General features: G+C 39.7%; 24 protein-coding genes and 1 other RNA gene. 18 read left to right on the top strand and 7 right to left on the bottom strand.

Annotation, left to right across the window (positions count from 1 at the left end):
- The first annotated feature begins 61 nt into the window (after positions 1-61).
- Together lon and cmk are read left to right on the top strand one after the other, a co-directional pair.
- The gene (gene lon / locus AACM45_RS17965) at positions 62-2,512 is read left to right on the top strand and encodes an endopeptidase La (RefSeq protein ID WP_339144355.1); all 2,451 of its coding nucleotides are present in this window, start codon (positions 62-64) and stop codon (positions 2,510-2,512) included.
- Positions 2,513-2,546: 34 nt separating this feature from the next.
- On the top strand, positions 2,547-3,236 hold the full coding sequence (gene cmk, locus AACM45_RS17960) for a (d)CMP kinase (RefSeq protein ID WP_339144353.1): 690 nt from the start codon (positions 2,547-2,549) through the stop codon (positions 3,234-3,236).
- Positions 3,237-3,353: 117 nt separating this feature from the next.
- Here cmk and AACM45_RS17955 read toward each other — a convergent pair whose 3' ends face one another.
- Complete coding sequence (locus AACM45_RS17955) at positions 3,354-3,734, bottom strand: LysM peptidoglycan-binding domain-containing protein (protein ID WP_339144351.1); 381 nt, start codon at positions 3,732-3,734, stop codon at positions 3,354-3,356.
- A 262-nt stretch (positions 3,735-3,996) separates the two neighbouring features.
- On the opposite strand from AACM45_RS17955, the gene rpsA reads away from it, so the two are divergent.
- From rpsA to ppk1, 8 genes are all read left to right on the top strand, one after another.
- A complete protein-coding gene (gene rpsA, locus AACM45_RS17950) occupies positions 3,997-5,859 on the top strand; it encodes a 30S ribosomal protein S1 (protein WP_339144349.1) in 1,863 nt (620 codons plus the stop codon).
- Between the two features lie 119 nt (positions 5,860-5,978).
- A complete protein-coding gene (pyrR, locus tag AACM45_RS17945; protein WP_339144347.1) occupies positions 5,979-6,518 on the top strand; it encodes a bifunctional pyr operon transcriptional regulator/uracil phosphoribosyltransferase PyrR in 540 nt (179 codons plus the stop codon).
- Positions 6,519-6,521: 3 nt separating this feature from the next.
- Positions 6,522-7,448 carry an aspartate carbamoyltransferase catalytic subunit gene (locus AACM45_RS17940; RefSeq protein ID WP_339144346.1) on the top strand — a complete coding sequence of 309 codons (927 nt, stop codon included), beginning with the start codon at positions 6,522-6,524 and terminating at the stop codon, positions 7,446-7,448.
- A 5-nt stretch (positions 7,449-7,453) separates the two neighbouring features.
- Positions 7,454-7,786 carry a ribonuclease Z gene (locus AACM45_RS17935; protein WP_339144345.1) on the top strand — a complete coding sequence of 111 codons (333 nt, stop codon included), beginning with the start codon at positions 7,454-7,456 and terminating at the stop codon, positions 7,784-7,786.
- Positions 7,783-8,688, top strand: coding sequence for a ribonuclease Z (locus tag AACM45_RS17930; protein ID WP_339144344.1), 906 nt, complete (start codon positions 7,783-7,785; stop codon positions 8,686-8,688). The genes AACM45_RS17935 and AACM45_RS17930 overlap by 4 nt, the downstream gene beginning before the upstream one ends.
- Before the next feature lie 60 nt (positions 8,689-8,748).
- Entirely contained in the window at positions 8,749-9,396 is a 648-nt protein-coding gene (gene pdxH, locus AACM45_RS17925) for a pyridoxamine 5'-phosphate oxidase (protein WP_339144343.1), read from the top strand.
- A gap of 53 nt (positions 9,397-9,449) precedes the next feature.
- On the top strand, positions 9,450-9,935 hold the full coding sequence (locus AACM45_RS17920) for a SixA phosphatase family protein (RefSeq protein ID WP_339144341.1): 486 nt from the start codon (positions 9,450-9,452) through the stop codon (positions 9,933-9,935).
- Between the two features lie 3 nt (positions 9,936-9,938).
- Complete coding sequence (ppk1, locus tag AACM45_RS17915; protein WP_339144340.1) at positions 9,939-12,020, top strand: polyphosphate kinase 1; 2,082 nt, start codon at positions 9,939-9,941, stop codon at positions 12,018-12,020.
- Positions 12,021-12,022: 2 nt separating this feature from the next.
- Here the strand turns inward: ppk1 and AACM45_RS17910 are convergent, their stop codons facing one another.
- Positions 12,023-12,604, bottom strand: coding sequence for a tRNA-(ms[2]io[6]A)-hydroxylase (locus AACM45_RS17910; protein ID WP_339144447.1), 582 nt, complete (start codon positions 12,602-12,604; stop codon positions 12,023-12,025).
- A gap of 134 nt (positions 12,605-12,738) precedes the next feature.
- On the opposite strand from AACM45_RS17910, the gene AACM45_RS17905 reads away from it, so the two are divergent.
- The 7 genes from AACM45_RS17905 to AACM45_RS17875 are packed head-to-tail and all read left to right on the top strand — an operon-like array spanning position 12,739 to position 19,486.
- A complete protein-coding gene (locus tag AACM45_RS17905) occupies positions 12,739-13,596 on the top strand; it encodes an EboA domain-containing protein (protein ID WP_339144338.1) in 858 nt (285 codons plus the stop codon).
- Positions 13,597-13,598: 2 nt separating this feature from the next.
- Positions 13,599-14,507: a TatD family hydrolase gene (locus AACM45_RS17900; protein WP_339144336.1), complete on the top strand. Its 909-nt coding sequence runs from the start codon at positions 13,599-13,601 to the stop codon at positions 14,505-14,507.
- Positions 14,507-15,391 (top strand): UbiA-like protein EboC, encoded by an 885-nt coding sequence (eboC, locus tag AACM45_RS17895; RefSeq protein WP_339144335.1) that lies wholly within the window; start codon positions 14,507-14,509, stop codon positions 15,389-15,391. Before AACM45_RS17900 ends, eboC begins: the two co-directional genes overlap by 1 nt.
- Positions 15,392-15,400: 9 nt before the next feature.
- Positions 15,401-16,564, top strand: coding sequence for a 3-dehydroquinate synthase (locus AACM45_RS17890; RefSeq protein ID WP_339144333.1), 1,164 nt, complete (start codon positions 15,401-15,403; stop codon positions 16,562-16,564).
- Positions 16,565-17,758: a metabolite traffic protein EboE gene (gene eboE, locus AACM45_RS17885; protein ID WP_339144331.1), complete on the top strand. Its 1,194-nt coding sequence runs from the start codon at positions 16,565-16,567 to the stop codon at positions 17,756-17,758. It begins immediately after the preceding gene.
- A gap of 1 nt (position 17,759) precedes the next feature.
- Entirely contained in the window at positions 17,760-19,139 is a 1,380-nt protein-coding gene (locus AACM45_RS17880; protein ID WP_339144330.1) for an alkaline phosphatase family protein, read from the top strand.
- On the top strand, positions 19,136-19,486 hold the full coding sequence (locus AACM45_RS17875; protein WP_339144328.1) for a transmembrane 220 family protein: 351 nt from the start codon (positions 19,136-19,138) through the stop codon (positions 19,484-19,486). The genes AACM45_RS17880 and AACM45_RS17875 overlap by 4 nt, the downstream gene beginning before the upstream one ends.
- On the opposite strand, the gene AACM45_RS17870 is transcribed toward AACM45_RS17875, so the two are convergent.
- The gene (locus tag AACM45_RS17870; RefSeq protein ID WP_339144327.1) at positions 19,487-21,235 is read right to left on the bottom strand and encodes a DNA polymerase III subunit gamma/tau; all 1,749 of its coding nucleotides are present in this window, start codon (positions 21,233-21,235) and stop codon (positions 19,487-19,489) included.
- 148 nt (positions 21,236-21,383) lie between these two features.
- Here AACM45_RS17870 and rnpB point away from each other — a divergent pair.
- Positions 21,384-21,713: RNase P RNA component class A (gene rnpB / locus AACM45_RS17865), an RNA gene on the top strand.
- 46 nt (positions 21,714-21,759) lie between these two features.
- Here the strand turns inward: rnpB and AACM45_RS17860 are convergent.
- The 4 genes from AACM45_RS17860 to AACM45_RS17845 all read right to left on the bottom strand — a co-directional run bounded on the left by AACM45_RS17860 (position 21,760) and on the right by AACM45_RS17845 (position 24,388).
- Positions 21,760-22,323 carry a hypothetical protein gene (locus AACM45_RS17860; protein WP_339144326.1) on the bottom strand — a complete coding sequence of 188 codons (564 nt, stop codon included), beginning with the start codon at positions 22,321-22,323 and terminating at the stop codon, positions 21,760-21,762.
- 64 nt (positions 22,324-22,387) lie between these two features.
- Positions 22,388-22,927 carry a 16S rRNA (guanine(966)-N(2))-methyltransferase RsmD gene (rsmD, locus tag AACM45_RS17855; protein WP_339144324.1) on the bottom strand — a complete coding sequence of 180 codons (540 nt, stop codon included), beginning with the start codon at positions 22,925-22,927 and terminating at the stop codon, positions 22,388-22,390.
- Positions 22,927-23,760 (bottom strand): DUF3822 family protein, encoded by an 834-nt coding sequence (locus tag AACM45_RS17850; protein ID WP_339144323.1) that lies wholly within the window; start codon positions 23,758-23,760, stop codon positions 22,927-22,929. The genes rsmD and AACM45_RS17850 overlap by 1 nt, the downstream gene beginning before the upstream one ends.
- On the bottom strand, positions 23,738-24,388 hold the full coding sequence (locus AACM45_RS17845) for a hypothetical protein (RefSeq protein WP_339144322.1): 651 nt from the start codon (positions 24,386-24,388) through the stop codon (positions 23,738-23,740). The genes AACM45_RS17850 and AACM45_RS17845 overlap by 23 nt, the downstream gene beginning before the upstream one ends.
- Between the last annotated feature and the right edge of the window lie 6 nt (positions 24,389-24,394).

The raw sequence follows: 24,394 nt of genomic DNA, 5'->3' as shown, positions 1-24,394 counted from the left end.
GTTATAGAACAACAATTCAAGAATACTGTCTTTTGATGACAGAATGACCGATATAAAGATTATGGGAGAAGTAAAATTCACAAATTTTGACAATATGTCTTTGCAGGGAATCGATGAGGAAGCAGAATTGATCCCATTATTGACACCTGAGGATGAGGAGGAAATGAATAAGGAACATCTTCCAGAGACACTTCCTATTTTGCCCCTTCGAAATACCGTTTTATTCCCCGGAGTGGTTATTCCGATAACCGCCGGACGCGATAAGTCCATAAACCTTATCAAAGATGCCAACGGGGGTAATAAGACCATAGGGGTGGTGTCACAAAAAGATGAGGAAACCGAAAACCCTGAGGTAAAGGATATTAATACTCTGGGTACCGTGGCCCGTATTCTCAGGGTGCTTCAAATGCCCGATGGTAATACAACGGTAATCATACAGGGTAAGAAAAGGTTTGAAATAGCCGAAGTGCTTACTGAAAATCCTTATATGACCGCGACTATTGGCGAGGCCCAAGAAACAAGACCTGATAAGGACGATAAAGAATTCTTGGCCATAATCGATTCCATTAAGGAACTGGCTTACAAGATTATCAAAGACAATCCGAACATTCCTAGTGAGGCGACCTTTGCTATCAAGAATATTCAAAGCAATTCGTTTTTGATCAACTTCGTTTCTTCAAACCTGAACTTGGGTATGGTCGAAAAGCAGCATTTGCTCGAGATTTCTGATTTACAGGAGCGTGCTTTGGCGACATTGAAGTATATGAACCTCGAACTTCAAAAGTTAGAGTTGAAAAAAGACATTCAATCCAAGGTCCGTTCAGATATGGACCAGCAACAACGGGAATACTTTTTGCATCAACAAATGAAGACCATTCAAGAAGAATTGGGGGGCTTGTCTTATGAAGAGGAAGTTGATGAAATGTCTGAAAAAGCCAAGAAAAAGAAATGGGGTAAAAAAGTGGCAGCGCATTTTGAGAGGGAATTGGCCAAAATGCGGCGTATGAATCCGCAGGTGGCAGAGTATTCCATTCAAAGAAATTATCTTGATTTGTTTTTAGAGTTGCCTTGGAACGAATTTTCAAAGGATAAGTTCGATTTAAAAAGAGCGGAGAAAGTATTGGATAGGGACCACTATGGACTAGAGGATGTAAAGCGAAGGATTATCGAATATCTGGCTGTTTTGAAACTTAGAAATGACATGAAATCACCCATTCTTTGCCTGTATGGACCTCCTGGTGTCGGTAAAACATCGTTGGGCAAATCGGTTGCCGAGGCATTGGGTAGGGAATACGTGCGTATGTCATTGGGCGGTCTACGTGACGAAGCTGAAATTAGGGGACATCGAAAGACCTATATAGGTGCCATGCCTGGCAGGATCATTCAAAGTGTGAAAAAAGCGGGCACTTCAAATCCTGTTTTTATTTTAGATGAGATTGACAAACTTTCTTCAAGTCATCAAGGCGATCCATCGTCAGCAATGCTTGAAGTTTTGGATCCAGAACAAAACGGGGAGTTTTATGACAACTTTTTAGAAATGGGCTACGACCTCTCAAAGGTCATGTTCATAGCTACCGCAAACAATTTAGGTACCATTCAACCTGCTTTACGGGATCGTATGGAAATTATAAACGTTACTGGGTATACGATAGAGGAAAAAGTGGAAATTGCCAAAAGGCATCTACTGCCAAAACAATTGAAAGAACATGGTCTGGGGGCGAAAGATCTAAAAATCGGGAAACCCCAAATGGAAAAGATCGTTGAGGGATACACCAGGGAATCCGGGGTAAGATCTTTAGAAAAGCAAATTGCAAAAATGGTTCGCTATGCGGCTAAGAACATTGCTATTGAAGACGAATACAATGTTAAGGTAACTAATGAAGATATTGAGAAAATTCTTGGTCCCGCACGGTTAGAACGTGATAAATATGAGAATAACGATGTCGCCGGGGTAGTCACCGGCTTGGCGTGGACAAGTGTAGGTGGTGACATCCTATTTATAGAATCCATACTCTCAAAAGGTAAGGGCACTTTGAACATTACGGGTAATTTGGGTAAAGTAATGAAAGAGTCTGCCACGATTGCCATGGAATATATAAAGTCAAATGCTGAAGTGTTTGGGATAACCCCCGAAGTATTTGGCAATTATAACGTGCATATACACGTACCTGAAGGGGCAACACCTAAAGACGGCCCAAGTGCGGGTATCACGATGTTGACATCATTAGTCTCTTTATTCACGCAACGTAAAGTAAAGAAAAGTGTTGCAATGACCGGAGAGATTACACTAAGGGGTAAAGTGCTTCCGGTCGGGGGTATCAAAGAAAAAATACTTGCAGCAAAAAGGGCACGGATCAAAGAAATCATTCTTTGTGAAGATAACCGAAAAGACATTCAAGAAATAAAAGCGGATTATCTTAAAGGATTGACCTTTCATTATGTCTCTGATATGAGCGAGGTCATTGCCATTGCCGTGACGAATCAAAAAGTAAAGAACGCAAAAAAGTTATAGTATTTAAGAACATAATTTCTAGGTATTTTTAGACATGCGAAAAATTACCGTTGCAGTTGATGGTTTTTCCTCAACCGGAAAAAGCACTATCGCCAAACAATTGGCAAAAGCATTGGGCTACATTTATGTAGACACGGGCGCCATGTATCGAGCGGTCACTTTTTATGCCATGAACCATGGTTTCGTTTCAGATGAACGATTCGATGAATTGGCAGTAGTAAAGTCATTGCCAAAAATTCAATTGAAGTTTGTTTTGAGTGGTGAAGCAGGCCAATCGGATATTACATTGAATGGTGAAAATGTGGAACGTAAAATCAGGACCTTGGAAGTCTCTCGTCAGGTAAGCAAAATAGCTACTATAAAAGCCGTACGTGACAAGTTGGTTGCTATGCAACAACAAATGGGCAAGGAAAAGGGTATTGTAATGGATGGTCGCGATATCGGTACCGTTGTTTTTCCTGATGCGGAGCTTAAGATATTCATGACCGCCTCTGCCGCGGCAAGGGCGCAGCGACGCTATAAAGAGCTCTTGGATAGAGGGGATAAGGTAACCTATGGGGAAGTACTTAAAAATGTCGAAGAGCGTGATGCCATCGATTCCAATAGAAAGGTATCCCCGCTTCGAAAAGCAGACGATGCCATCGTTTTTGACAATAGTGATATGGGCCTTGAAGAGCAGTTTGAACGCATATACAACTTCACCTTACGGGTAATCAATCAATGAATTCCAAAGACAAATCCGACAGGCCATAAAGGTCTTGAACCTTAAGATTGGAAAAATAAAAAAATCCCGTTGCGATAACAACGGGATTTTCTTGTCTTTAAAATCTAGGTAGTAGGCCTAGATGTTTGGAATGACCAAAACCTGATCGGGGTGAATCACGTCAGGATTCTTTAAGATGTTGGTATTGGCATCAAAAATCTTATTATATTTCATGGCATCGCCATAGTAATGTTTCGCGATTTTGCTTAAAGATTCTCCGCTGGCAACCGTATGCCTATGATAAACAGAGTCATCACTAACCGTGATATTCGCTTTTACATCAGAAGCATTTTCGCCACCTAATTGTTTGATTTTATCCCACAATAAATCCTTTTCGTAAGGTGTGTTTGCCTCACCTTTTATCTTTAATACGCCACCTTCTTCTGAAACGTCCCCATTTTTGATTCCGAGTTGTTGACCTAAATCGAGAACACCTTGATATTTTGCTTTAACACTCATAATGTCTTAATTATTTTAATGCTTATCTTACTTGTAAGAACCAAGATAACCATAAAAGTCACATTTTTAATGAAATTCGGGTTATTTGTTGGCGCTTTTTTTATGAATATGGGTAGTACTTTGTATAACTGGGAATTAATTGTATTTTTGCACTCCTTTTTAACGAAACACAAGGGAAAAAAGGGATCGAAAAAAGAATAACGACTTCTACAGTAATCGTTTAACCCTTGTAAATCTGTAGAATACAAATAGTAATCAGCAAATGGCTGAAGAGCAAAAAACAGTAGAAGCCACTGAAGCTTCGCAAGCAGCTACCGAAACACTTCAAGAGGTAGTAGAGACAAAAAAACAGGAAACACCAAAGCAAGACCCACAAGAATTTCTTGAAACCTTTGATTGGGACAAGTATGAAGAGGGAATTGAGCGTGTTGATGATACAAAGTTGAAAGAGTTTGAATCTTTAGTTGAGGAGAACTTTGTCGATACCGCAGATGCCGAAGTGGTTGAGGGTAAGGTCGTGCACATGACCGACCGCGAGGCCATTATTGATATCAATGCAAAATCTGAAGGGGTTATCTCATTAAACGAGTTCCGATACAATCCTGATTTGAAGGTTGGGGATAAAGTAGAGGTACTTATCGATATCAGGGAAGATAAAACGGGTCAATTGGTTTTATCGCATAGAAAGGCCAGAACTATTATGGCTTGGGATCGCGTTAATGCTGCCCACGATAAAGAAGAGATCGTTACCGGTTTTGTAAAGTGTAGAACCAAAGGTGGTATGATTGTCGATGTTTTTGGTATCGAAGCATTCTTGCCCGGTTCTCAAATTGATGTGAAACCAATTCGTGACTACGATCAGTACGTTGGTAAAACAATGGAATTCAAGGTGGTGAAAATCAACCATGAGTTCAAAAATGTCGTAGTATCGCATAAAGCACTTATCGAGGCTGATATTGAAGAGCAGAAAAAAGAGATTATCGGTCAGCTTGAAAAAGGTCAGGTATTGGAAGGTGTCGTCAAAAACATCACATCATATGGTGTCTTTATTGACCTTGGCGGTGTCGACGGACTTGTACATATCACGGATCTTTCTTGGAGCAGGATCAACCATCCAAACGAGGTTGTTGAACTGGATCAAAAACTAAATGTGGTAATCCTTGATTTTGATGATAACAAATCAAGAATACAACTAGGTCTTAAGCAATTGGAGAAACATCCATGGGATGCCTTAGGTGATGAAATGAAAATAGGTGACAAGGTAAAAGGTAAAGTGGTCGTTATTGCAGACTATGGCGCGTTTATTGAAGTTGCTGAAGGTGTTGAGGGATTGATTCACGTATCAGAAATGTCATGGTCTACGCACTTACGATCTGCCCAAGATTTCGTAAAAGTAGGTGATGAGGTCGAGGCAGTAGTACTTACCCTTGATAGGGAAGATAGAAAAATGTCTTTAGGGATCAAACAACTGACTCCAGATCCATGGACGGACATTACTTCAAAATACCCCGTTGGCTCAAGGCATAAAGGTATTGTGAGGAACTTTACCAATTTCGGTGTCTTTGTTGAAATGGAAGAGGGTATCGATGGATTGATCTATATTTCCGATCTGTCATGGACCAAGAAAATCAAGCATCCTTCCGAGTTCGTAAACGTAGGGGATACTTTAGAGGTTGAGGTTCTTGAATTGGATGTTGAAGGCAGAAAACTAAGTTTGGGCCACAAACAGACTACAGAAAATCCTTGGGACAAGTATGAAACTGAATTCGCCGAAGGAACTGTGCACAAAGCAGCTGTAAGTGATATTGTTGATAAAGGTGCAACAGTTGTTTTCAATGACGATATTACCGGTTTTATCCCTTCTCGACATATGGAGAAAGAAGACGGTAAAAAAATCACTAAGGGTGAAGAGGTTGAATTCAAGATTATCGAGTTCAATAAAGACTTCAAACGAGTGGTTGCCAGTCATACTGCCCTGTTTAGGGAACAAGAAGAGCGAAATGTAAAAGCGGCCAAAAAGAAAATGGCAGCTGCTGCCGATGAAGCTGCACCTACCCTAGGTGATGCCAATTCACAGTTACAGGCGCTGAAAGAGAAAATGGAAGCTGACGCCAAAAAGAAATAAGCGTTGGCCCCCAATCTTGAAAAGCCCTTGATGAATATTCATCAAGGGCTTTTCTTTTATATTGACTTACCTTTAGAATTGCTTACTTTTGTAATTCAAATGCATTGGTTGTATAGCCTATGAGCCAAAAACGACTCCTTTCTGACACAGAAATTCATATCATTCTTCATCGTTTAGCTTGCCAGCTTCTAGAAAACCATCTTGATTTTTCAAATACCGTTTTAATCGGTATTCAACCTCGGGGCATTTATTTAGCAAACCGCTTGGCAAAACTTCTACAGCAAGATTATAAGGTACATAACATAAAATTGGGTTCCCTTGATATCACTTTCTATCGTGACGATTTTAGGCGTGGTGATAAGATTCTTGCCGCAAATCAGACAAAAATTGACTTTTTGGTGGAAAATAAAAAAGTTGTTTTCGTAGACGATGTGCTATACACCGGTCGAAGTATTCGGGCAGCACTGACCGCAGTCCAATCTTTTGGCAGGCCGAAAGAAATCGAACTACTCACCTTAATAGATAGAAGGTTTAGTAGGCATTTGCCCATACAGCCGAATTATAGGGGGCGCCAAGTAGATGCAATCAATGAAGAAAAGGTAAAAGTAATGTGGAAGGAAAATGACGGGGAAGATGCGGTTTATTTAGTAAGTAGATAGATTATGGGTGAATTGAGTGTTAACCATTTATTGGGAATAAAGTATCTGAACCAAAAGGATATACAACTCATTTTTGAAACGGCCGATCATTTTAAAGAGGTCATTAATCGTTCCATTAAAAAAGTGCCTACGCTCAGGGATATCACCATAGCCAATATTTTTTTTGAAAACAGTACAAGAACGAAGCTTTCCTTTGAACTTGCAGAGAAAAGATTATCGGCTGATGTGATAAATTTCTCAGCGGCCCAATCCTCAGTCAAAAAAGGGGAGACTTTAATAGATACCGTCAACAATATCCTATCCATGAAAGTTGATATGGTAGTGATGCGCCATCCTAATCCTGGTGCCGGTATATTTCTTTCAAAGCATGTCAACGCTGCTATTGTAAATGCAGGTGATGGGGCTCATGAACACCCGACCCAAGCACTTTTAGACTCGTATTCCATTAAAGAGGAATTAGGGGAGGTTGCTGGAAAGAATGTGGTGATCGTTGGCGATATTTTACATTCAAGAGTGGCATTGTCAAATATTTTTGCCCTGAAGTTACAAGGTGCAAATGTAAAGGTGTGCGGACCAAAGACCTTGATTCCGAAACATATAGCATCATTAGGTGTTGGTGTGGAAACGAATCTTAAAGATGCCCTTGAATGGTGTGATGTTGCCAATATGTTACGTGTTCAAAATGAACGAATGGACATTAGCTATTTTCCGACGACAAGGGAATATACCCAACAATATGGAGTGGATAAAAAATTATTGGACAGTCTTGAAAAGAAGATTGTCATCATGCATCCCGGACCAATAAATAGGGGAGTGGAAATTACGAGTGATGTGGCGGATTCAGATCAATCGGTTATTTTAAACCAAGTTGAAAACGGGGTTGCAATCCGTATGGCCGTAATCTATCTTTTGGCCTCTAAAATTAAATAACGACCATGATTTTTGATAAACAAGGAACGACAACAACGGTTTTTCAAGAAAACACCTCTTTAGAAACTTTTTTGAAAAATTTAAAAAAAGGATACCACGATCTTAAACATGATCATATCATTGTCAACTTATTTAGCTTTGAACATTTAAGTGCTGGTGATATCCTCGAATTTTTAGAACTATCGAACACCCATCGCAGTTTAAAAAAATCCTTTGTTTTGGTTACGGAGAAGGTGTCCTATGATGAAGTTCCTGAAGAAATATGTGTCGTGCCCACTATTCAAGAAGCTATGGATGTTATAGAAATGGAAGAGATAGAACGCGACCTTGATTTATGAAGTTAACTATATTAGGGTGTTATTCAGCCACTCCGAGAAACCTAAATAACCCTACTGCACAAGTCTTAGAAATAAAAAACCACTTGTTTTCGATAGATTGTGGTGAAGGTACGCAGTTGCAGCTCCGCAAAATGAAAATCAAGTTTTCAAGAATCAAGCATATTTTCATCTCACATCTGCATGGTGATCATTTTTTTGGGTTACCTGGATTGGTTTCGACCTTTAGGTTATTGGGTAGGGAACAAGAGTTACACATTTACGGGCCAAAAGGAATCAAGGAAGCAATTACCCTACTTTTAAAACTTGGGGATTCTTGGACAAATTATCCCCTTATTTTTCATGAGTTGACCAGCACCACAAGCCAAACGATTTTTGAGGACGATAAGGTGTCGGTAAAAACAATTCCGCTACATCATAGGGTTTATACAAACGGTTTTTTGTTTCAAGAAAAGTCATCAGAGCGGACTTTGAATATTGAGGCTGTTTCAAAATTACAAATCGATAAAAATCAGTATAACAATATCAAGAAAGGCCAAGCCGTTACCCTTGAAAATGGAACTGTCATCCCTAATGAGAAGATAACCTTTGACCCAGCAAAACCAAAAAGTTATGCCTTTTGCAGTGATACTGCATACAAAGAGGAAATTGTTTCCATAATAGCTGGAACGGATTTGTTATACCATGAGTCCACTTTTTTGGAAACAGAAAAACATCTTTGCGCAAAAACAAAACATGCCACGGCCAAAGAAGCTGCAACAATTGCAAAAAAGGCCAATGTGGGCAAACTGATCTTGGGGCATTATTCTACAAGGTATAAATCATTGGAGCTTTTTAGGGAAGAGGCAAAGACGGTTTTTGAAAATGTTGAACTTGCCGAAGACGGAAAATCATTTTTAGCTTAGTTAGAACAAAACCTGTTGATATTTTAACTTCTCCCATCTTTTGCAGAACTTTGAAGAACTATGCAAAAAGACCTTAGCAATTACAGAAAATCTTACGAAAAGAGTGCTTTAATAGAAGATGCCATACTTGAAAACCCCCTAGAGCAGTTTCAACGGTGGTTTGATGAGATTGAGGCCTCGGATGGGGTAGACGAACCCAACGCGATGACCGTTTCGACCATAGGGCTGGATGGCTTTCCGAAGAGTAGGGTAGTACTTATGAAAAAATACACTTTTGAAGGCTTTATTTTTTACACCAATTATGATAGTGAAAAAGGAAGGGCAATAGCGGAAAACCCATCGATATGTTTATCTTTTTTTTGGCCTAACCTTGAAAGACAAGTCATCATAAAAGGTAATGCAGGGAAAATAGCGGAAAATCTCTCTGATGGTTATTTTGAGTCCCGTCCGGTCGGTAGTCAGTTGGGCGCCATTGCCTCTGAACAAAGTAGGGTAGTTGCATCGCGTAAGGTTTTGGAAGAGCGGTTACAAAAGTTGGAAAAAGAATATGAAAATAAAGAAGTGGAAAGACCTGAGAACTGGGGAGGGTATTTGGTAAGGCCAGTTTCCATAGAGTTTTGGCAAGGTCGCCCAAACCGATTACATGATAGAATTCGATATACCCTTCAAGATGATCACCATTGGAAAATCGAACGCTTGCAACCCTAGTTTTGAATATATGATAAAGGGATTTCAAATAATAATACCAAAAACCGAACCATATGAAAACAGTAGTATTTGTTAGGCATGGTAAATCATCATGGTCGTACAATGCAGATGATAAAGACAGGCCATTAAAGGAACGAGGTATCAATGACGCTCATTTGGTCGCCCAAGAATTCAAGAAAAGGGATAAGAAATTGGATTTTATTTATTCCAGTCACGCCATAAGGGCCCTTCATACCGCGGTAATTTTTGTAAGAAACCTTAGTGTCGGTTTTAAAAAATTTGCAATTTCAGATAGGCTCTATGACTTTTCTGGTGAGTCGGTTTTGAATTTTTTAAAGGGGCTGCCCGAAGCTTGTGATAGCGTAATGGTATTTGGGCACAATTACGCATTTACTTCTCTTGTAAATGAGCTCGGAGATACCTATATTGACAATGTGCCTACCTCAGGGTTGACTGAAATTCAATTTGATGTAAATCAGTGGAGTGAGTTGAAAAATGGAACTACAATTGAAACAATTTTTCCCAAAAACCTAAGATGACAAATGACTGTTAAACCTAAAAATGAGTACATAAACAGAGAAATAAGTTGGTTGCATTTTAACGAAAGGGTTTTGCAAGAAAGCGCCGATAAAGATGTGCCTTTGATTGAACGCCTTCGTTTCTTGGGTATTTTCAGTAATAATTTAGATGAGTTCTTTAAAGTGCGCTACGCCACGGTCAAACGAATCGTTGAAGCCGGTAAATCGGGGAAAAGCGTTTTAGGTGGTGAGGTGGCCAAGGACCTTTTGGAGGAAATCACTACAAACGTTATCCGGTTACAATCCAAAAGCGGAAAAATTCTACAGCAAATCGAACGGGAACTGGCAACCGAGCAGATATTTTTGATAGATGAGACCGAGGTCAGTGAATCCCAAGCGGTGTTTATTCGAAATTACTTCCTGAAGGAGGTGAATCCTGAATTGATTACCATTATTCTGAATAACCTAGCTGAATTTCCAAATTTAAAGGATACGGCGGCCTATTTGGCGGTGCGGATAGTACTGAAAGGGGATTCAAAGTTAGAAAGCATAAGGGCAGGCGTTCAATATGCTTTGATCGAGATTCCTAAAACATTAAAGCGTTTCGTGGTGCTTCCTGAAGAGAATGGCAAAAATTACATCATGATGGTCGATGATGTCATCCGCTTTTGCATGGGTAAGATTTTCACCATGTTCGAATACGAAGAGATAGCTGCGCATATGATCAAGATCACTAGGGATGCCGAACTTGATATGGATAATGATCTCAGTAAGAGTTTCATCGAAAAGATATCCTCAAGTGTCGAGCACAGAAAGATCAGCGATCCGGTCCGTTTTGTCTATGACAAGAAAATCAAAATGGACACGCTACGATTTCTTAAGGAAAAAATGAATATCGAGGAAACCGATAGTGTTATTCCCGGTGGTAAATACCATAACAGGCGTGACTATATGGGTTTTCCAAGTTTGGGAAGAACAGACTTGCTGTACAAGAAGATTGACGCCTTGCCGGTTAAAGGTTTTCACCTCGAAGGCAGTATCCTCGAACAAATCGCCTTGCGCGATTATATGATCTATACCCCCTATCAAGATTATTCGTATGTCATCAATTTTTTAAAAGAGGCCGCCTTGGATCCACAGGTGCGTCGTATTAAATTGACGGTTTACCGTTTGGCCAACAACTCTCAAGTGGCTGCAGCCCTTATAAATGCTGCAAAAAACGGAAAAGAGGTCACCGTACAAATAGAACTTCAGGCACGATTTGACGAGCAGGCAAATATTCAATATGCCAACCAATTTCAAGAAGAGGGTATTAAATTGATTTTTGGTATACCAGGGCTCAAAGTACATACCAAAGTGTGTTTTGTAGAACGTGAAGAAGAGAACGGTATCAAAAGGTATGGCTTTATCAGTACGGGTAACTTCAATGAGTCTACTGCGAAGATATATACTGATTTTACGTTGTTTACAAGTCATGATGCGATTTTAAAAGAAGTGAATCGGGTCTTTGATTTCTTTGAGGTGCCCTATAAGATTAACAAGTACAAACACTTGATCGTATCCCCACATTATACCAAAAGTGTTTTCAGTAGGTTGATAGATGGCGAAATCGAAAATGCACGGGCAGGAAAGGATGCATTCATCAAGATAAAGATGAACAGTTTTACCTCTTATAAAATGGTTGACAAATTATATGAGGCGAGTAGGGCAGGAGTGAAGATACAATTGATCATACGAGGGGTGAATTGTTTGATACCTGGTGTTGCGGGAATGAGTGAGAATATTGAGGCCATCAGTGTGGTGGATAAATTTTTAGAGCACCCGAGGGTGTTTATTTTTGGCAATAATAATGACCCGAAAGTATATATCTCCTCGGCGGATTGGATGACACGAAACATAGATTATCGCGTAGAGGTCGGCTGCCCTATTTATGATGAGGATATCAAACAAGAGTTATTGGATACTTTCGAGATATCTTGGAATGATAATATAAAGGGACGGGTTTTCTCTCAAAAGCATGATAATGCCTATCGCGATGATGACAAACCTAAAGTACGCTCACAGTTCGCAATCTATGATTATTATAAAAAGAAGTTGGAAAACTAAGGTCAACCGTGAATGGTTTCCTTGTTACTTAGGTTTTTCATGATGTTTGCCTCATAATCGAGAAGGTTTTGCCACTTTTCATCTACTTCTTCCCGGTCTCCATACTGACGTGCAAATTGTAAAAACATGGTATAATGTCCTGCCTCACTGATCATCAGTTTTCTATAGAATTCTGACAGTTCCTTATCTTCCAATTCTTCTGAAAGCAACCTGAAACGTTCACAGCTTCTTGCCTCTATTAATGCGGCATATAACAATCGATGGACCAATTGGGTTGTTCTACTGCCACCTTTAGGGAAGAATTTTAAAAGTTCGACAACATAGTCATCCTTTCGGTCTCGCCCTAAAGTGCCCCCGCGTGAGAGGATTAGATCATGGACCATTTTAAAGTGCCCCATCTCTTCACGTGATAACGCGATCATTTCTTGGATCAACTCGGTGTACTCAGGAAAGGAAACGATTAAGGAAATAGCCGTGCTTGCCGCCTTTTGTTCACAATAGGCATGATCGGTCAGTATCTCATCGATATTCTTCTCAACGATGTTCACCCATCTGGGATCGGTAGGTAATTTGAGTCCTAACATAACTGTTTTCTTGAGCTTAAAGACTTCAAAGATAACCGTTATTGTGGTTTCCGATAAGAACATATCCGCACAAGTATGATTATATTTGTGTATCACTTTTTTAAGTAATAATCTACTAAATCCAATCTAGCGAAATGCCTTATTCGAATTCGGGTGATATACTGTCTGAAATACTTGAAAAAAATGGTTCTAAAGAAGAAAAACAGTGGATATTCGATAAAATTGATTTAATCGTTCAAGAGCTATCCGTCAAAAAATTCTACATGGCCTATACGCACTGCGCCTCAAAAGTTGAAAAACGGGTGCTTGATTTCAAGGGTTTTGATGAAAATAAGACTGTTGCCCATTTAAAAGAAAAGGGTGCAAATACCTTGGAGTTGGCACGCACCTTTATGCTTGTTAGGATATTGGAATCGAATTTTGATTTTTTTGAGGATAAAGTACGCAACATTATCGGGATAGCCGATACCTCTGAATTGGAGACACTATTGAAATACTTGGTTTTATTGCCAAATGCCGGGAATTTTAAATTTGCCGCTGTCGAGGCACTTCGCACCAATATTGCCACGATTTTTGATGCCATCGCAATGAACAACCCATATCCTGCTCTTTATTTCAATGCACAACAATGGAATCAAATGTATTTGAAAGCGGCCTTTATGCAACGCGATTTGTCACAAATCGTGGACGTGGATAAAATGGCTAATAAGGAATTGGCACGGATTATCTCAGATTATGCCCATGAGCGCTGGGCAGCATCACGAACCATAGACCCTGAATTTTGGAGGCCCGTTTCAAATTTTTTGGAAGGTCAAACGTTAGAGGATATGGTACGACTTTTTGAAAGCGATAATCCAATTGAAAGAAATGCTGCGGCTCTGGTCTGTTACCATTCAAATAAGAGTGAGGCAAAAGAATTACTGGATGGTTATCCATCCCTAAGAAACGAAATAGAAAAGGAATCCCTCACTTGGAAAACTTTGAAACGATAACAATGGAAGAGAAATTACATTTTATTGACCCCCATATTCATATGACATCACGAACAACCGATGATTATGAGGCGATGGCAAAGGCTGGTATAGTGGCCATCATCGAACCTTCTTTTTGGTTAGGGCAACCCCGGACCCAAGTGGGTTCGTTTCAAGATTATTTTAGTAGTCTCGTAGGCTGGGAGGCCTTTAGGGCCAGTCAGTTCGGCATTAAACATTACTGCACCATAGGGCTCAATTCAAAAGAGGCGAATAACGAGGCGTTGGCGGAGCAGGTAATGGAATTGCTTCCACTTTACCTCCAAAAAGAAAATGTGGTCGCAGTGGGTGAGATAGGTTATGATGACCAAACCCCCGCAGAGGATAAATACTTTAGGGAACAGCTTGAGCTGGCCAAGGAATTCAATATGATGGTTCAAGTGCATACTCCACATCGCGATAAAAAGGCAGGCACCTTAAGAAGTATGGAAGTCTGTTTAGAACATGGTCTTGACCCAAGTAATGTGGTAATAGATCATAACAATGAAGAAACCGTTCAAGATGTTCTGGACAAAGGTTTTATAGCGGCCTTTACCATTTACCCGAAAACAAAAATGGGAAATGAGCGTATGGTCGAGGTGGTCAGAAGGTTCGGTAGTACCAACATCATTGTCGATAGCTCCGCTGATTGGGGCGTGAGTGATCCCTTAGCGGTACCCAAAACGGCAAATCTGATGCTTCAAAGGGGAATTGCGAAAGAAGATGTTGTCAAAACTTGTTACCAAAATGCATTGGACACGTTTGGTAAGTCAGGTAAAATGAAAGAGGAACACTGGCTGACCCCAGAAGCTATCGATCAAAGAAAGCTATTTCATGACAACAGCGTTTTAAGGGGTCAAGAACCTAAGGTAGAGCGCGACAAAATCGTTTGATGGGTCAAAAAACGAAAGCTTTTTTGCAGTTATGCCGACCGGCAAATTTACCCACATCGGCTGCTGATATTTTGGCAGGCCTCGCGTTGGCAGGTTTTTTTGATCACTTCACAATTGAGTTGGACCCATTGGGTGGGCTACTGGTCCTTTCCTCTATTTTTTTATATGCTGGTGGTGTCGTTTTGAATGATGTTTTTGATATTGAATTGGATAAGGTAGAGCGACCTGAAAGACCGCTCCCCAAAGGAGTAATCAAAATTGGGGAAGCTCGAATTTTTGGATTCGGCTTGTTGGTCATTGGATTGGCACTTGCTTTTTCAGTTACCAATATGAGTGGGATAATAGCGGCAATTTTGGTGTTTTTTATTTTGACCTATGATAGTTACTCAAAGAATAGAAAAGTATTGGGCCCCTTGAATATGGGTATTTGCAGAGGAATGAATTTGCTATTAGGAATGTCTGTTTTTGCAGAATTGGGGCATTTTAAATACGCTATAATCCCAATAATTTATATCGCTGCGATTACCATGATAAGTCAAGGAGAGGTGAATGGAAATAACAAAAAGAACATTGTTTTTGCAGGTATCTTATATCTAATCGTAGTTGTAATCGTTTTATACTTCAATACCGATTTTGTTTCAAATCTTGGTGTAAGTCATATATTCGTACTCGTTTTTATAGTTTCTATCGGTATTCCTTTAACAAAAGCGTACCTTAAGAATACACCATCAAATATTAAAAAGGCTGTAAAGGCGGGCGTGATTTCAATTATTCTTTTAGATTCTGTAATTGCCGTTGCACATTCCAATTTCGCAATTGGCCTTGTAATATTGACTTTGTTGCCGGTATCGATTGTATTATCAAAAGCTTTTGCGGTAACTTAGTTTGATTTTATGAAACTTCCTTCCATATCACAGTCATTTACGGTCAATTACGACTATAAACTATACTTTACGACAGGGCTATTTGATACTTCAAACGCCCTATTTGTAAATCTTATCCGTAATTATCAAACTGAAGGCCAGGTTAAATGTGTTTTTATACTGGATAAAGGGGTTGTAGACGCAAATAGCCCACTTTCAGAAGCAATTGAAGGTTATTGTTCTTTTTACAGGTCTAAAATCGATTTAAAAGAAATAATTACCATAACTGGCGGTGAAGAAAGTAAAAATAATCAAGAAAACGTCACTAAAATTTGGAACGCAATCAACGAAAAAAGTATTTGTAGACATTCTTTTGTTGTGGCTATAGGTGGTGGTGCCTTAATTGATATGGTCGGTTATGCAGCTACCACGGCTCATAGGGGCGTAAAATTAATTCGAATACCAACAACCGTCTTAGCACAAAATGATGCGGCAGTAGGTGTGAAAAATAGCATCAACGCATTCGACAAGAAAAACTTCATTGGCACATTTGCGATTCCTTATGCTATTATAAATGACTTTGATTTTTTGAAGACCCTTGAACGACGTGACTGGATTTCGGGAATTGCCGAAGGTTTAAAGGTCGCTTTGATAAAAGATGAACCCTTTTTTAACTTTATTGAAACCAATGCACATAACTTGGCGAATAGGGAGCTAGAAGCGATGGGACCTTTAATACATCGCTGTGCTGAAATTCATATGCAACACATCGGGCAAGGTGGAGATCCCTTCGAAAATGGATCTTCTAGGCCCTTGGATTTTGGACACTGGGCAGCCCATAAGTTGGAACAGATGACCGGTTATAAGCTAAGGCATGGGGAGGCGGTGGCCAAAGGCATAGCTTTAGATGTAACTTATGCATATTTAATAGGTCTTATAGAACTAGCGACATTGAATCGAATTTTAAAGGTGTTCAGGGAGATAGGTTTTGACCTGACACTGCCCGTTGAAGGGGAAAAGGCTGTTAATGAACTGCTTAAAGGCATTGAAGAGTTTAGGGAACACCTAGGGGGGCAATTGACTATTACGTTGATTTCCGGAATCGGTTCCAAACATGATGTACATGTAATCGATAGGGATAAAATGGTGGAAGCGATTGCCATGAGAACCATCGAAAAACACGAATCGAATTAGATGTTAGTATCAAATTTTTACCATACCACCTATTGTACTAATATTCACCCTGGTGAAGACTGGAAAACTACATTCGATAGTTTAAAAAATTATGTTCCCCTTATTAAGTCCCAGGTTTCTAAAACCCAGGAATTTGGTTTGGGGCTACGATTGTCTAATAAAGCAAGCGAAGAACTAGGGTTCGGTTCAAAATTACAGGAGTTCAAAGATTGGTTGACCGCCCATCAAATCTATATATTCACAATGAATGGATTTCCTTATGGAAATTTTCATGGTGAGGCCGTAAAAGATAAGGTGCACCGGCCAGATTGGACGACCCAAGAAAGGGTTGACTATACGATACGATTGTTTAAACAGCTTAATTTTCTATTGCCAGAAGGTATTTCTGGGGGCATTTCAACTTCCCCCATTTCATACAAGCATTGGTATTCCAGTGAAGAAGAACTTGACCATGCAAAAAAAGTTGGTGCCCAAGGTATGATAGCAGTGGCCTTGCGATTGTATCAAACTGAAAAGGAAACGGGAAACTATCTGCATCTTGATATCGAACCGGAACCTGATGGAATTCTTGAGAATACCGATGAAGTGATTTCTTTTTTCAAGGAGTACCTTATTCCCATTGGAGTGGATAGATTTAAAAAGGAATTCGGTATTCCTAATGACAATGCGGAACGTATTATCAAAAGGCATCTTACTATATGTTATGACATTTGCCATTTTTCACTGGCGTATGAAGAGCCAGAACATACGTTTCAAAAGTTCTTGGGAAATGACATTAAAATTGGAAAAATTCAGGTCAGTGCTGCTTTAAAAGTACTTTTCAACGAAACCGATAATCAGCACATTTGGGAGAGCCTTTCGAAATTTAACGAACCGACCTATCTACATCAGGTCACGGAACTTAGTGACGAAGGGGTGAAAACATATGCTGATTTACCTGAACTACTAGAGAAAAAAGGGCGTAGGGCGCAACTAAGGGCACATTTTCATGTACCTATATTTCTTCAAAAGTTTCCGCCTTTGTATTCCACTCAGGATCATATACTAAAGGTCATCGACTATCTTAAGAAGAACAAGATATGTGACCATCTCGAGATTGAGACCTATACTTGGGATGTACTTCCCATTGACTTAAAAACAGCACTTTCCGATTCGATTATACGTGAAATCAACTGGTTGAAAGAAAGATTGTAACATGAAAAAAACGGTAGTCATCAATGTGGTGGGCCTGACCAAACGCTTGATTGGGGAGCACACCCCGTTCTTAAGGTCTTTTCTAGCGTCTGGCCATAGTGGTTTTGTAAAACCCGTACTGCCTGCCGTTACCTGTACGGCGCAGTCGACGTACCTTACGGGTAAATGGCCCTCGCAACATGGGATAGTGGGTAACGGTTGGTACTTTAAAGAGGAATGTGAAGTAAAATTTTGGAGGCAGTCGAATAAGCTGGTTCAGGCACCTAAACTTTGGGAGAAGTTAAAGGAAGAACATAGCGATTTTAGTTGCGCGAACATGTTTTGGTGGTACAATATGTATTCAACCGTTGATTACAGTGTTACCCCAAGGCCTAATTATTTGGCCGATGGTCGCAAGATTCCTGATGTATATTCCCATCCTTCCCAACTTAGGGACACACTTCAGGATAAATTGGGTACATTTCCACTATTTCATTTTTGGGGACCAAAAACGTCCATAAAATCGAGTCAATGGATTGCTGATGCTACTGTGGAGATGGATAAATTACATGATCCCACGCTAACCTTGGTGTACCTACCGCATTTAGATTACAATCTACAACGCTTTGGGCATGACTTTAAAATCATTTCAAAAGACCTACGAGAGATTGACCATGTAGTTGAAGGTTTGGTCGATTATTATCAAAAAAGGGATGCCAATATCGTCATCTTGTCAGAATATGGAATTACGGATGTAAACCATCCCATTCATCTAAATAGGGTATTGCGTCAAAATAACCTTATCGCCATTCGTGAAGAACGCGGATTGGAATTGCTTGATGCTGGGGCAAGTGCAGCTTTTGCCGTCGCAGACCATCAAGTCTGCCATATTTATGTGAAAGACAAATCGAAAGTAGAAGAGGTAAAAGAACTGATTGAAAATGTTGAGGGTGTAGAAAAGGTTTTTTCCAAAACAGAATCATCACAGATTAAATTAGACCATGAACGTTCTGGGGATTTAATTGCAGTTGCCGATAAAGACTCATGGTTCACGTATTATTTTTGGAATGATGATAAAAAAGCACCTGATTTTGCCAGAATGGTCGATATTCATAAAAAACCGGGGTATGACCCTGTTGAGATGCTTACCGACCCTAACGACAATTTGGTGATGCTAAAGGTGTTATGGAAGCTTATCAAGAAGAAAATTGGCTTTAGAAGCGTATTGGATATTATACCTTTGAATGCCAATTTAGTCAAGGGATCGCATGGCAGGTTACCTGAAAGCACCCTTGATTATCCCATTTTAATCTCCAATGCCAAAGGTGTAGTCGTCAAAGAAGAGCTTGAGGCTATTGAAGTTTTTGATATTTTAGAGCAACATATAAAACAACCAATATGAACAAGTTCTTAAAAATCCTAGCTTTTGTCTTTATGGCACTTTTTAGTTATGCCGCGGTTGTACAACACAATGATCCCGATGCGGTTAAGTGGTATGCCATATACGGCATGGCGGCTTTTGCTTCACTACTATTTGCCCTTGGCAACCTTCGTCTTTTTTGGGCATTGCTATTGGCAATCTTTTATTTTGGTCTCGCCATATACACTTGGCCTGAAAAATTTGAGGGAGTAACCATAGGTGAAGGTGATATCGTAAATATCGAGCGGGGTAGGGAGGCGTTAGGTCTGCTTATTGCTGGCATCGCAATGTCAATTTATGCCATTGCCAATCGCACAAGCAGTAACTGATTATAAATCTAAATCGAATTCTTTTCTTAATAAGTCGAGCGCCGGGTTTTTTTCGCGCAGTTTTTCGTATTTTTCCTCAGGGGTAAAAGCAAATTTTTTGGCCGCTTCTTCATTGACGGTTATCGAAAGGGTAATGAAGTGGTTGTTTAGTTCATTTTTTAGAAAATTGAGCATTAGGCTTTGTTCGCGCTCAACTTCTTTTTTCATGGTAGAATTGGGTAGTTCAATCCATATGGTATAATCCTCCTTCAATTTCGGAACATCGGCCTGCAAGTTTGCAGCCAATATCTTCTTTCCCTGATCTTCCAGTTTTTGAACAAATGTTGCCCAAAGGCTTTGCATGTTAGCTTCTTCAAAAGGTTCTTTGGGTAAGTCAACCATTTTGGTGTGGTCAACCTTTGAATTTTGATGCTCTTTTTTGGCCTTAAGGCTAGATATGGATAGGCCAGAGACCCTATTCGGCAAATTTTTAAGCTCTATTTTTTTAGCTACCGGCTTGGGCGGGGTGTCGGAAGGTTGAATTTCTTTTTTGACGGGTATTTCGGTAGTTTGAATTACTTCCTCTGTATTTTTTTCGATATGCGGGGCAGTAACTGTAGACTCATCTGAGATAGTGTATGATGGTGCCTTTTGAAAGGGTTGCCCCTTAAAATAAGTAGCTGGAATTATAAATTCAGGCTTTTTTTTTTCAGCGTCAAAGTCGATGGAGGCCAATTTCATCAAGGTAAGTTCAACCAATAAACGTTGATTTTTACTTGTCTTGTATTTCAGATCACAGTCATTGGCCAAATCCAGCGCTTTTAGATAGAAATCCTTTTTGGCTTTTTTGGCTTGTTCAAAATAAAGGGTTTTGGTACCCTCACTTACCTCTAATAGACTTAGGGTCTCTTGATGCTGGCACACGATTAAATCCCTAAAGTGTGACGCAAGGCCAATGATGAAATGATGTGCATCAAAACCAAGGGCCAGTGTACTGTTTAATAGCAACAACAGTTCTGGTATTTTATTTTCAAGAATGAAGTCGGTGGTCTTAAAGTAGACCTCGTAGTCCAATACATTTAAATTTTGGGTAACGGCTTTTCTCGTTAAATTCTTCCCAGAAAAACTGACCACCCTATCAAAAATGGATAAGGCATCACGCATAGCACCATCTGCTTTTTGCGCAATGATATGCAAAGCATCCTCTTCGGCATCAATCGCTTGTTCCTTAGCGATATACTGCAGGTAATTTGCGGCATCTTTGACTGTAATCCGTTTAAAATCAAATATTTGACAACGTGATAATATGGTTGGTATAATTTTATGCTTCTCTGTTGTCGCTAAAATGAAGATAGCGTGTTTTGGAGGCTCTTCAAGGGTTTTCAAAAATGCATTGAACGCAGATTGCGATAACATATGTACCTCATCAATGATGTAGACCTTATAGTTGCCCACCTGTGGTGGAATTCGAACCTGATCGGTAAGGTTTCTGATATCATCAACGGAATTATTCGAGGCGGCATCCAATTCAAAAATGTTGAAGGCATAATCCTCATCAGTACCTTCAGAACCCTCTTCATTGATTTTCTTTGCCAAGATACGCGCACAGGTTGTCTTGCCAACACCTCTTGGGCCACAGAACAGAAGTGCTTGTGCCAAGTGATTATGGGCAATGGCATTTTCAAGCGTATCGGTAATGGCTTGTTGTCCGACAACATCTTTAAAGGTTTGCGGACGGTATTTTCTTGCCGATACTACAAAGGGTTCCAAATACGGTGATTTTGATTACCTACAAAGATAAAAATAGCTGATAGTATTCTATCCGCTTGGGGTATTAGGTAACCGTTTTTTATTAACAATTGATGTACCTTTGTACCGCAGGTCTCCTTATCGCTCCGTTACGAACTTGTTGACTTACTAAAGTTGAGGTTTCAATTTTTTTAAAATACGATGGTTTTTATAAACGGGGAGGAAAGTCCGGACACCATAGTGCGGCATAGCGGGTAACACCCGTCACCTTGGCTTAAGGTCAAGGGCGGACAAGTGCAACAGAAAGCAAGTACAGTTCGGCTGTAGTGAAATCAGGTAAACTCTATGTGGTGAAACGTCATGTAAACCAGTGTTTGAAAGCGGCACGCTTGAGCTGGAGGGTAGGCGGTTTGAGCTTTTGGGTAATCAAAAGTCTAGATAAATGATAAGGGTTCGCGTTAAGTGATAACAGAATCCGGCTTACGGCCTGTTTTAAAAAAGAAAAGCCGAACAATACGTTCGGCTTTTTATACGCTACTTTTTGATTATTGTCTGGTAAACTGAATATCAGATTCAAAGACGAACGAAATAGGTACACCTTCCTCTTCAGTTACGGTATCGACATCTTGCGACAAGGTGAGGTTCTGACCATTATTGGTAAAGGAAACGGTCAATTGCTCTAGGCCAGGGTCATCAATTTCAAAGTCCGTATTATCTTCGATCAACACACCGTTCTGAAATTCGATCGTATTATTGTTTAGGGTATACGAACCACTTTCATTCATAAATTCTAAAGATTCGGTTTCCGTACTCACATCTTCCCCGTTCAAGGTGCCAACAGTAACTACATCATAGGTTCCGTTCACCGTATACTCGGTTTCCGTAAATGTTATCGTAAAATCAATATTTTCTCCAGTGCTAATGCCCCCTATGGTAACTTCCGATCCCTCAAGGGTCGTTTTAAGCGCTAATACGCTTGCCAAAGAAGTCATATCCCAAGTGCCAATTAATGTAGTTGCATCAATGGGTTGGTCTGCCTCGTCATCATCACTACAAGAAATAATGCTGAAGGTCACTACGAATAAAAATAAAAGCTTGAGGTATTTCATAAAATAAATCGTTTTTTTCAGAACGTTTATGGACCCCAATTAGTGTGTGGGCTTGGCAACAAGTTTAATCGGAAACGAAAAAACTAAAAACACTACTCCCGTATTTTCTGCTTTCTGAAAATTTGGGTGATTCACTCAAATCAGTTTGATCGGAATGCTCTACAATCAGTACGCCTTCATTTTCAAGAATGTTGTTCTCAAAAACCAAATCCACAAGTTCCATGAATTGGTTGGTCTTAAGGTGGTAAGGGGGATCGGCAAAAATGATATCCCATTTTGCAGTCTCATTTTTCAAATGTCGATACACATCATTCTTAATGACCGTAATAGCAAAATCAAGTTCTTTTGCCGTTCTATTGATAAACCTCGTACAATTAGCGTTTTCATCTACAGCGGTGATGGTTTCCACACCCCTTGAAGCAAATTCAAAACTTATATTTCCTGTTCCGGAGAATAAATCCAAAACCTTTAGGTCCTCAAAATGATAGCGATTGTTTAGAATATTGAACAATGCTTCCTTGGCCATATCGGTTGTGGGTCTTACGGGTAATTTTTTAGGGGCAATAAGTCGTTTCCCTTTATAACGTCCAGCAATAATCCGCATTAGAATGAGCTTAATAACGTCAAGTCTATGGAATCTTGTTGGTCAAAGTTCAACGGAACCGTTGTTTTTGGCTCAAATACGACTACTTTTTTGATATAATCATAACATATGTTATACAATTCATCCCCTTCTTCAATCGCCCCAAATAGTTTTAATTTGATCGATTCGGTACTCAGCTGTAATTGCTCATATGTAAAGAGGATATAATATAAAAAGTCTTCTTTGGTATTGTATTCGAATTGGTTGTAGAACAGCATTTTTTTCTGGTCAAATACCGCTAGTTCAAAAAAGCCATCAGATACATGGGCATAGCAGACTTTTTTCATGCTTGGCTTTTGATTGAATAAGGTCTGTAAGACTACCGTAGTAAGGTGTTTGTACTCGAACTCACCAAAAAGCTCGAACAATAGATTGTTGATATTGGTAAATGGTACGTAAACACAGACCAATCCCTGATTCTTTAGTTCATCATAAACCACCTCATCATTGGCCAATAACTTGGCATTGAATTTCAAATAGTTAGCGAGTTCTTCAACTTCAAATAGCGGTTTGGGTACGAGTGTGAATAAACTATTTTGATGGATAACCGATACCTCAGAAAACAACGAGGGCTTTAACCGATACTTTTCGATGGCCTCTTTGAGCGATTTTTGCAAAAGGTAGGGCGTAGCGGTATCGCTCAGTACAATCTTATCGGTCAATAGCACCGTATTGGTCAAGGTATCCAAAACAAAAAAAGAAAGTCCATTCAAACCGATTTGAATGGACAACTTTTTAAATGAATTACTATCAGTATGTTGTGACGCTATGCTATTGGTCGCCTTTTCTATCATATATCGGTGGCCAGTTACCGTTGGTACTTACATCAGTAAGTGAACCGACTTTTAATTCTGTTCCATTTACCTCTTCGACACTAACATGGGCATTTTCCCTTGCTAATAGGTCACCGGGCTGATCATAGAGAACGACACTCTTCTTGACCTTAGCCTCGAATACCGGGGCACGGTATCCGCTTTTTTCAATGATATCTGCCTTCAACTCAAACTTTTCTCCATTTTGGGCATAGGGTACCTCCATCATACTCTTGTAACGGTCGTCATTTTTAAATAAGGAATCCTTGACCTTAACAAAACCCAAGGTGTCTATGATAACGGTGTCTTTTTGCAATTCAATTTGGTACACTTTGTCAAACTTCATGAATGAAGAATCCCTTTGCTGGGTAATGGTGTAATTGCCCGTATCGACAAACTTGACAAGGCTATTGAAATTACCTGCATACTTACCGTTCACCGATTTGTATGCCTCTTGGGAATCCCTGATATCTTTCAGTTTGGCAATCACCGCTGAAAAACGTTCTTTTCGAACTTTGTTGAACTCTATCGGGGCATTGACGGACTGATAGATCAAATAACCTAAAAGTATACAAACAACCCAGAGTACAATTTGTAAGATGGTCTTCATTTTATA

The sequence above is a fragment of the Croceitalea sp. MTPC5 genome, assembly GCF_036985505.1.
GTDB lineage: Bacteria > Bacteroidota > Bacteroidia > Flavobacteriales > Flavobacteriaceae > Croceitalea.
Note: the sequence above shows the minus strand (reverse complement) of the source record. Positions and strands in the feature narration are given on the sequence as shown.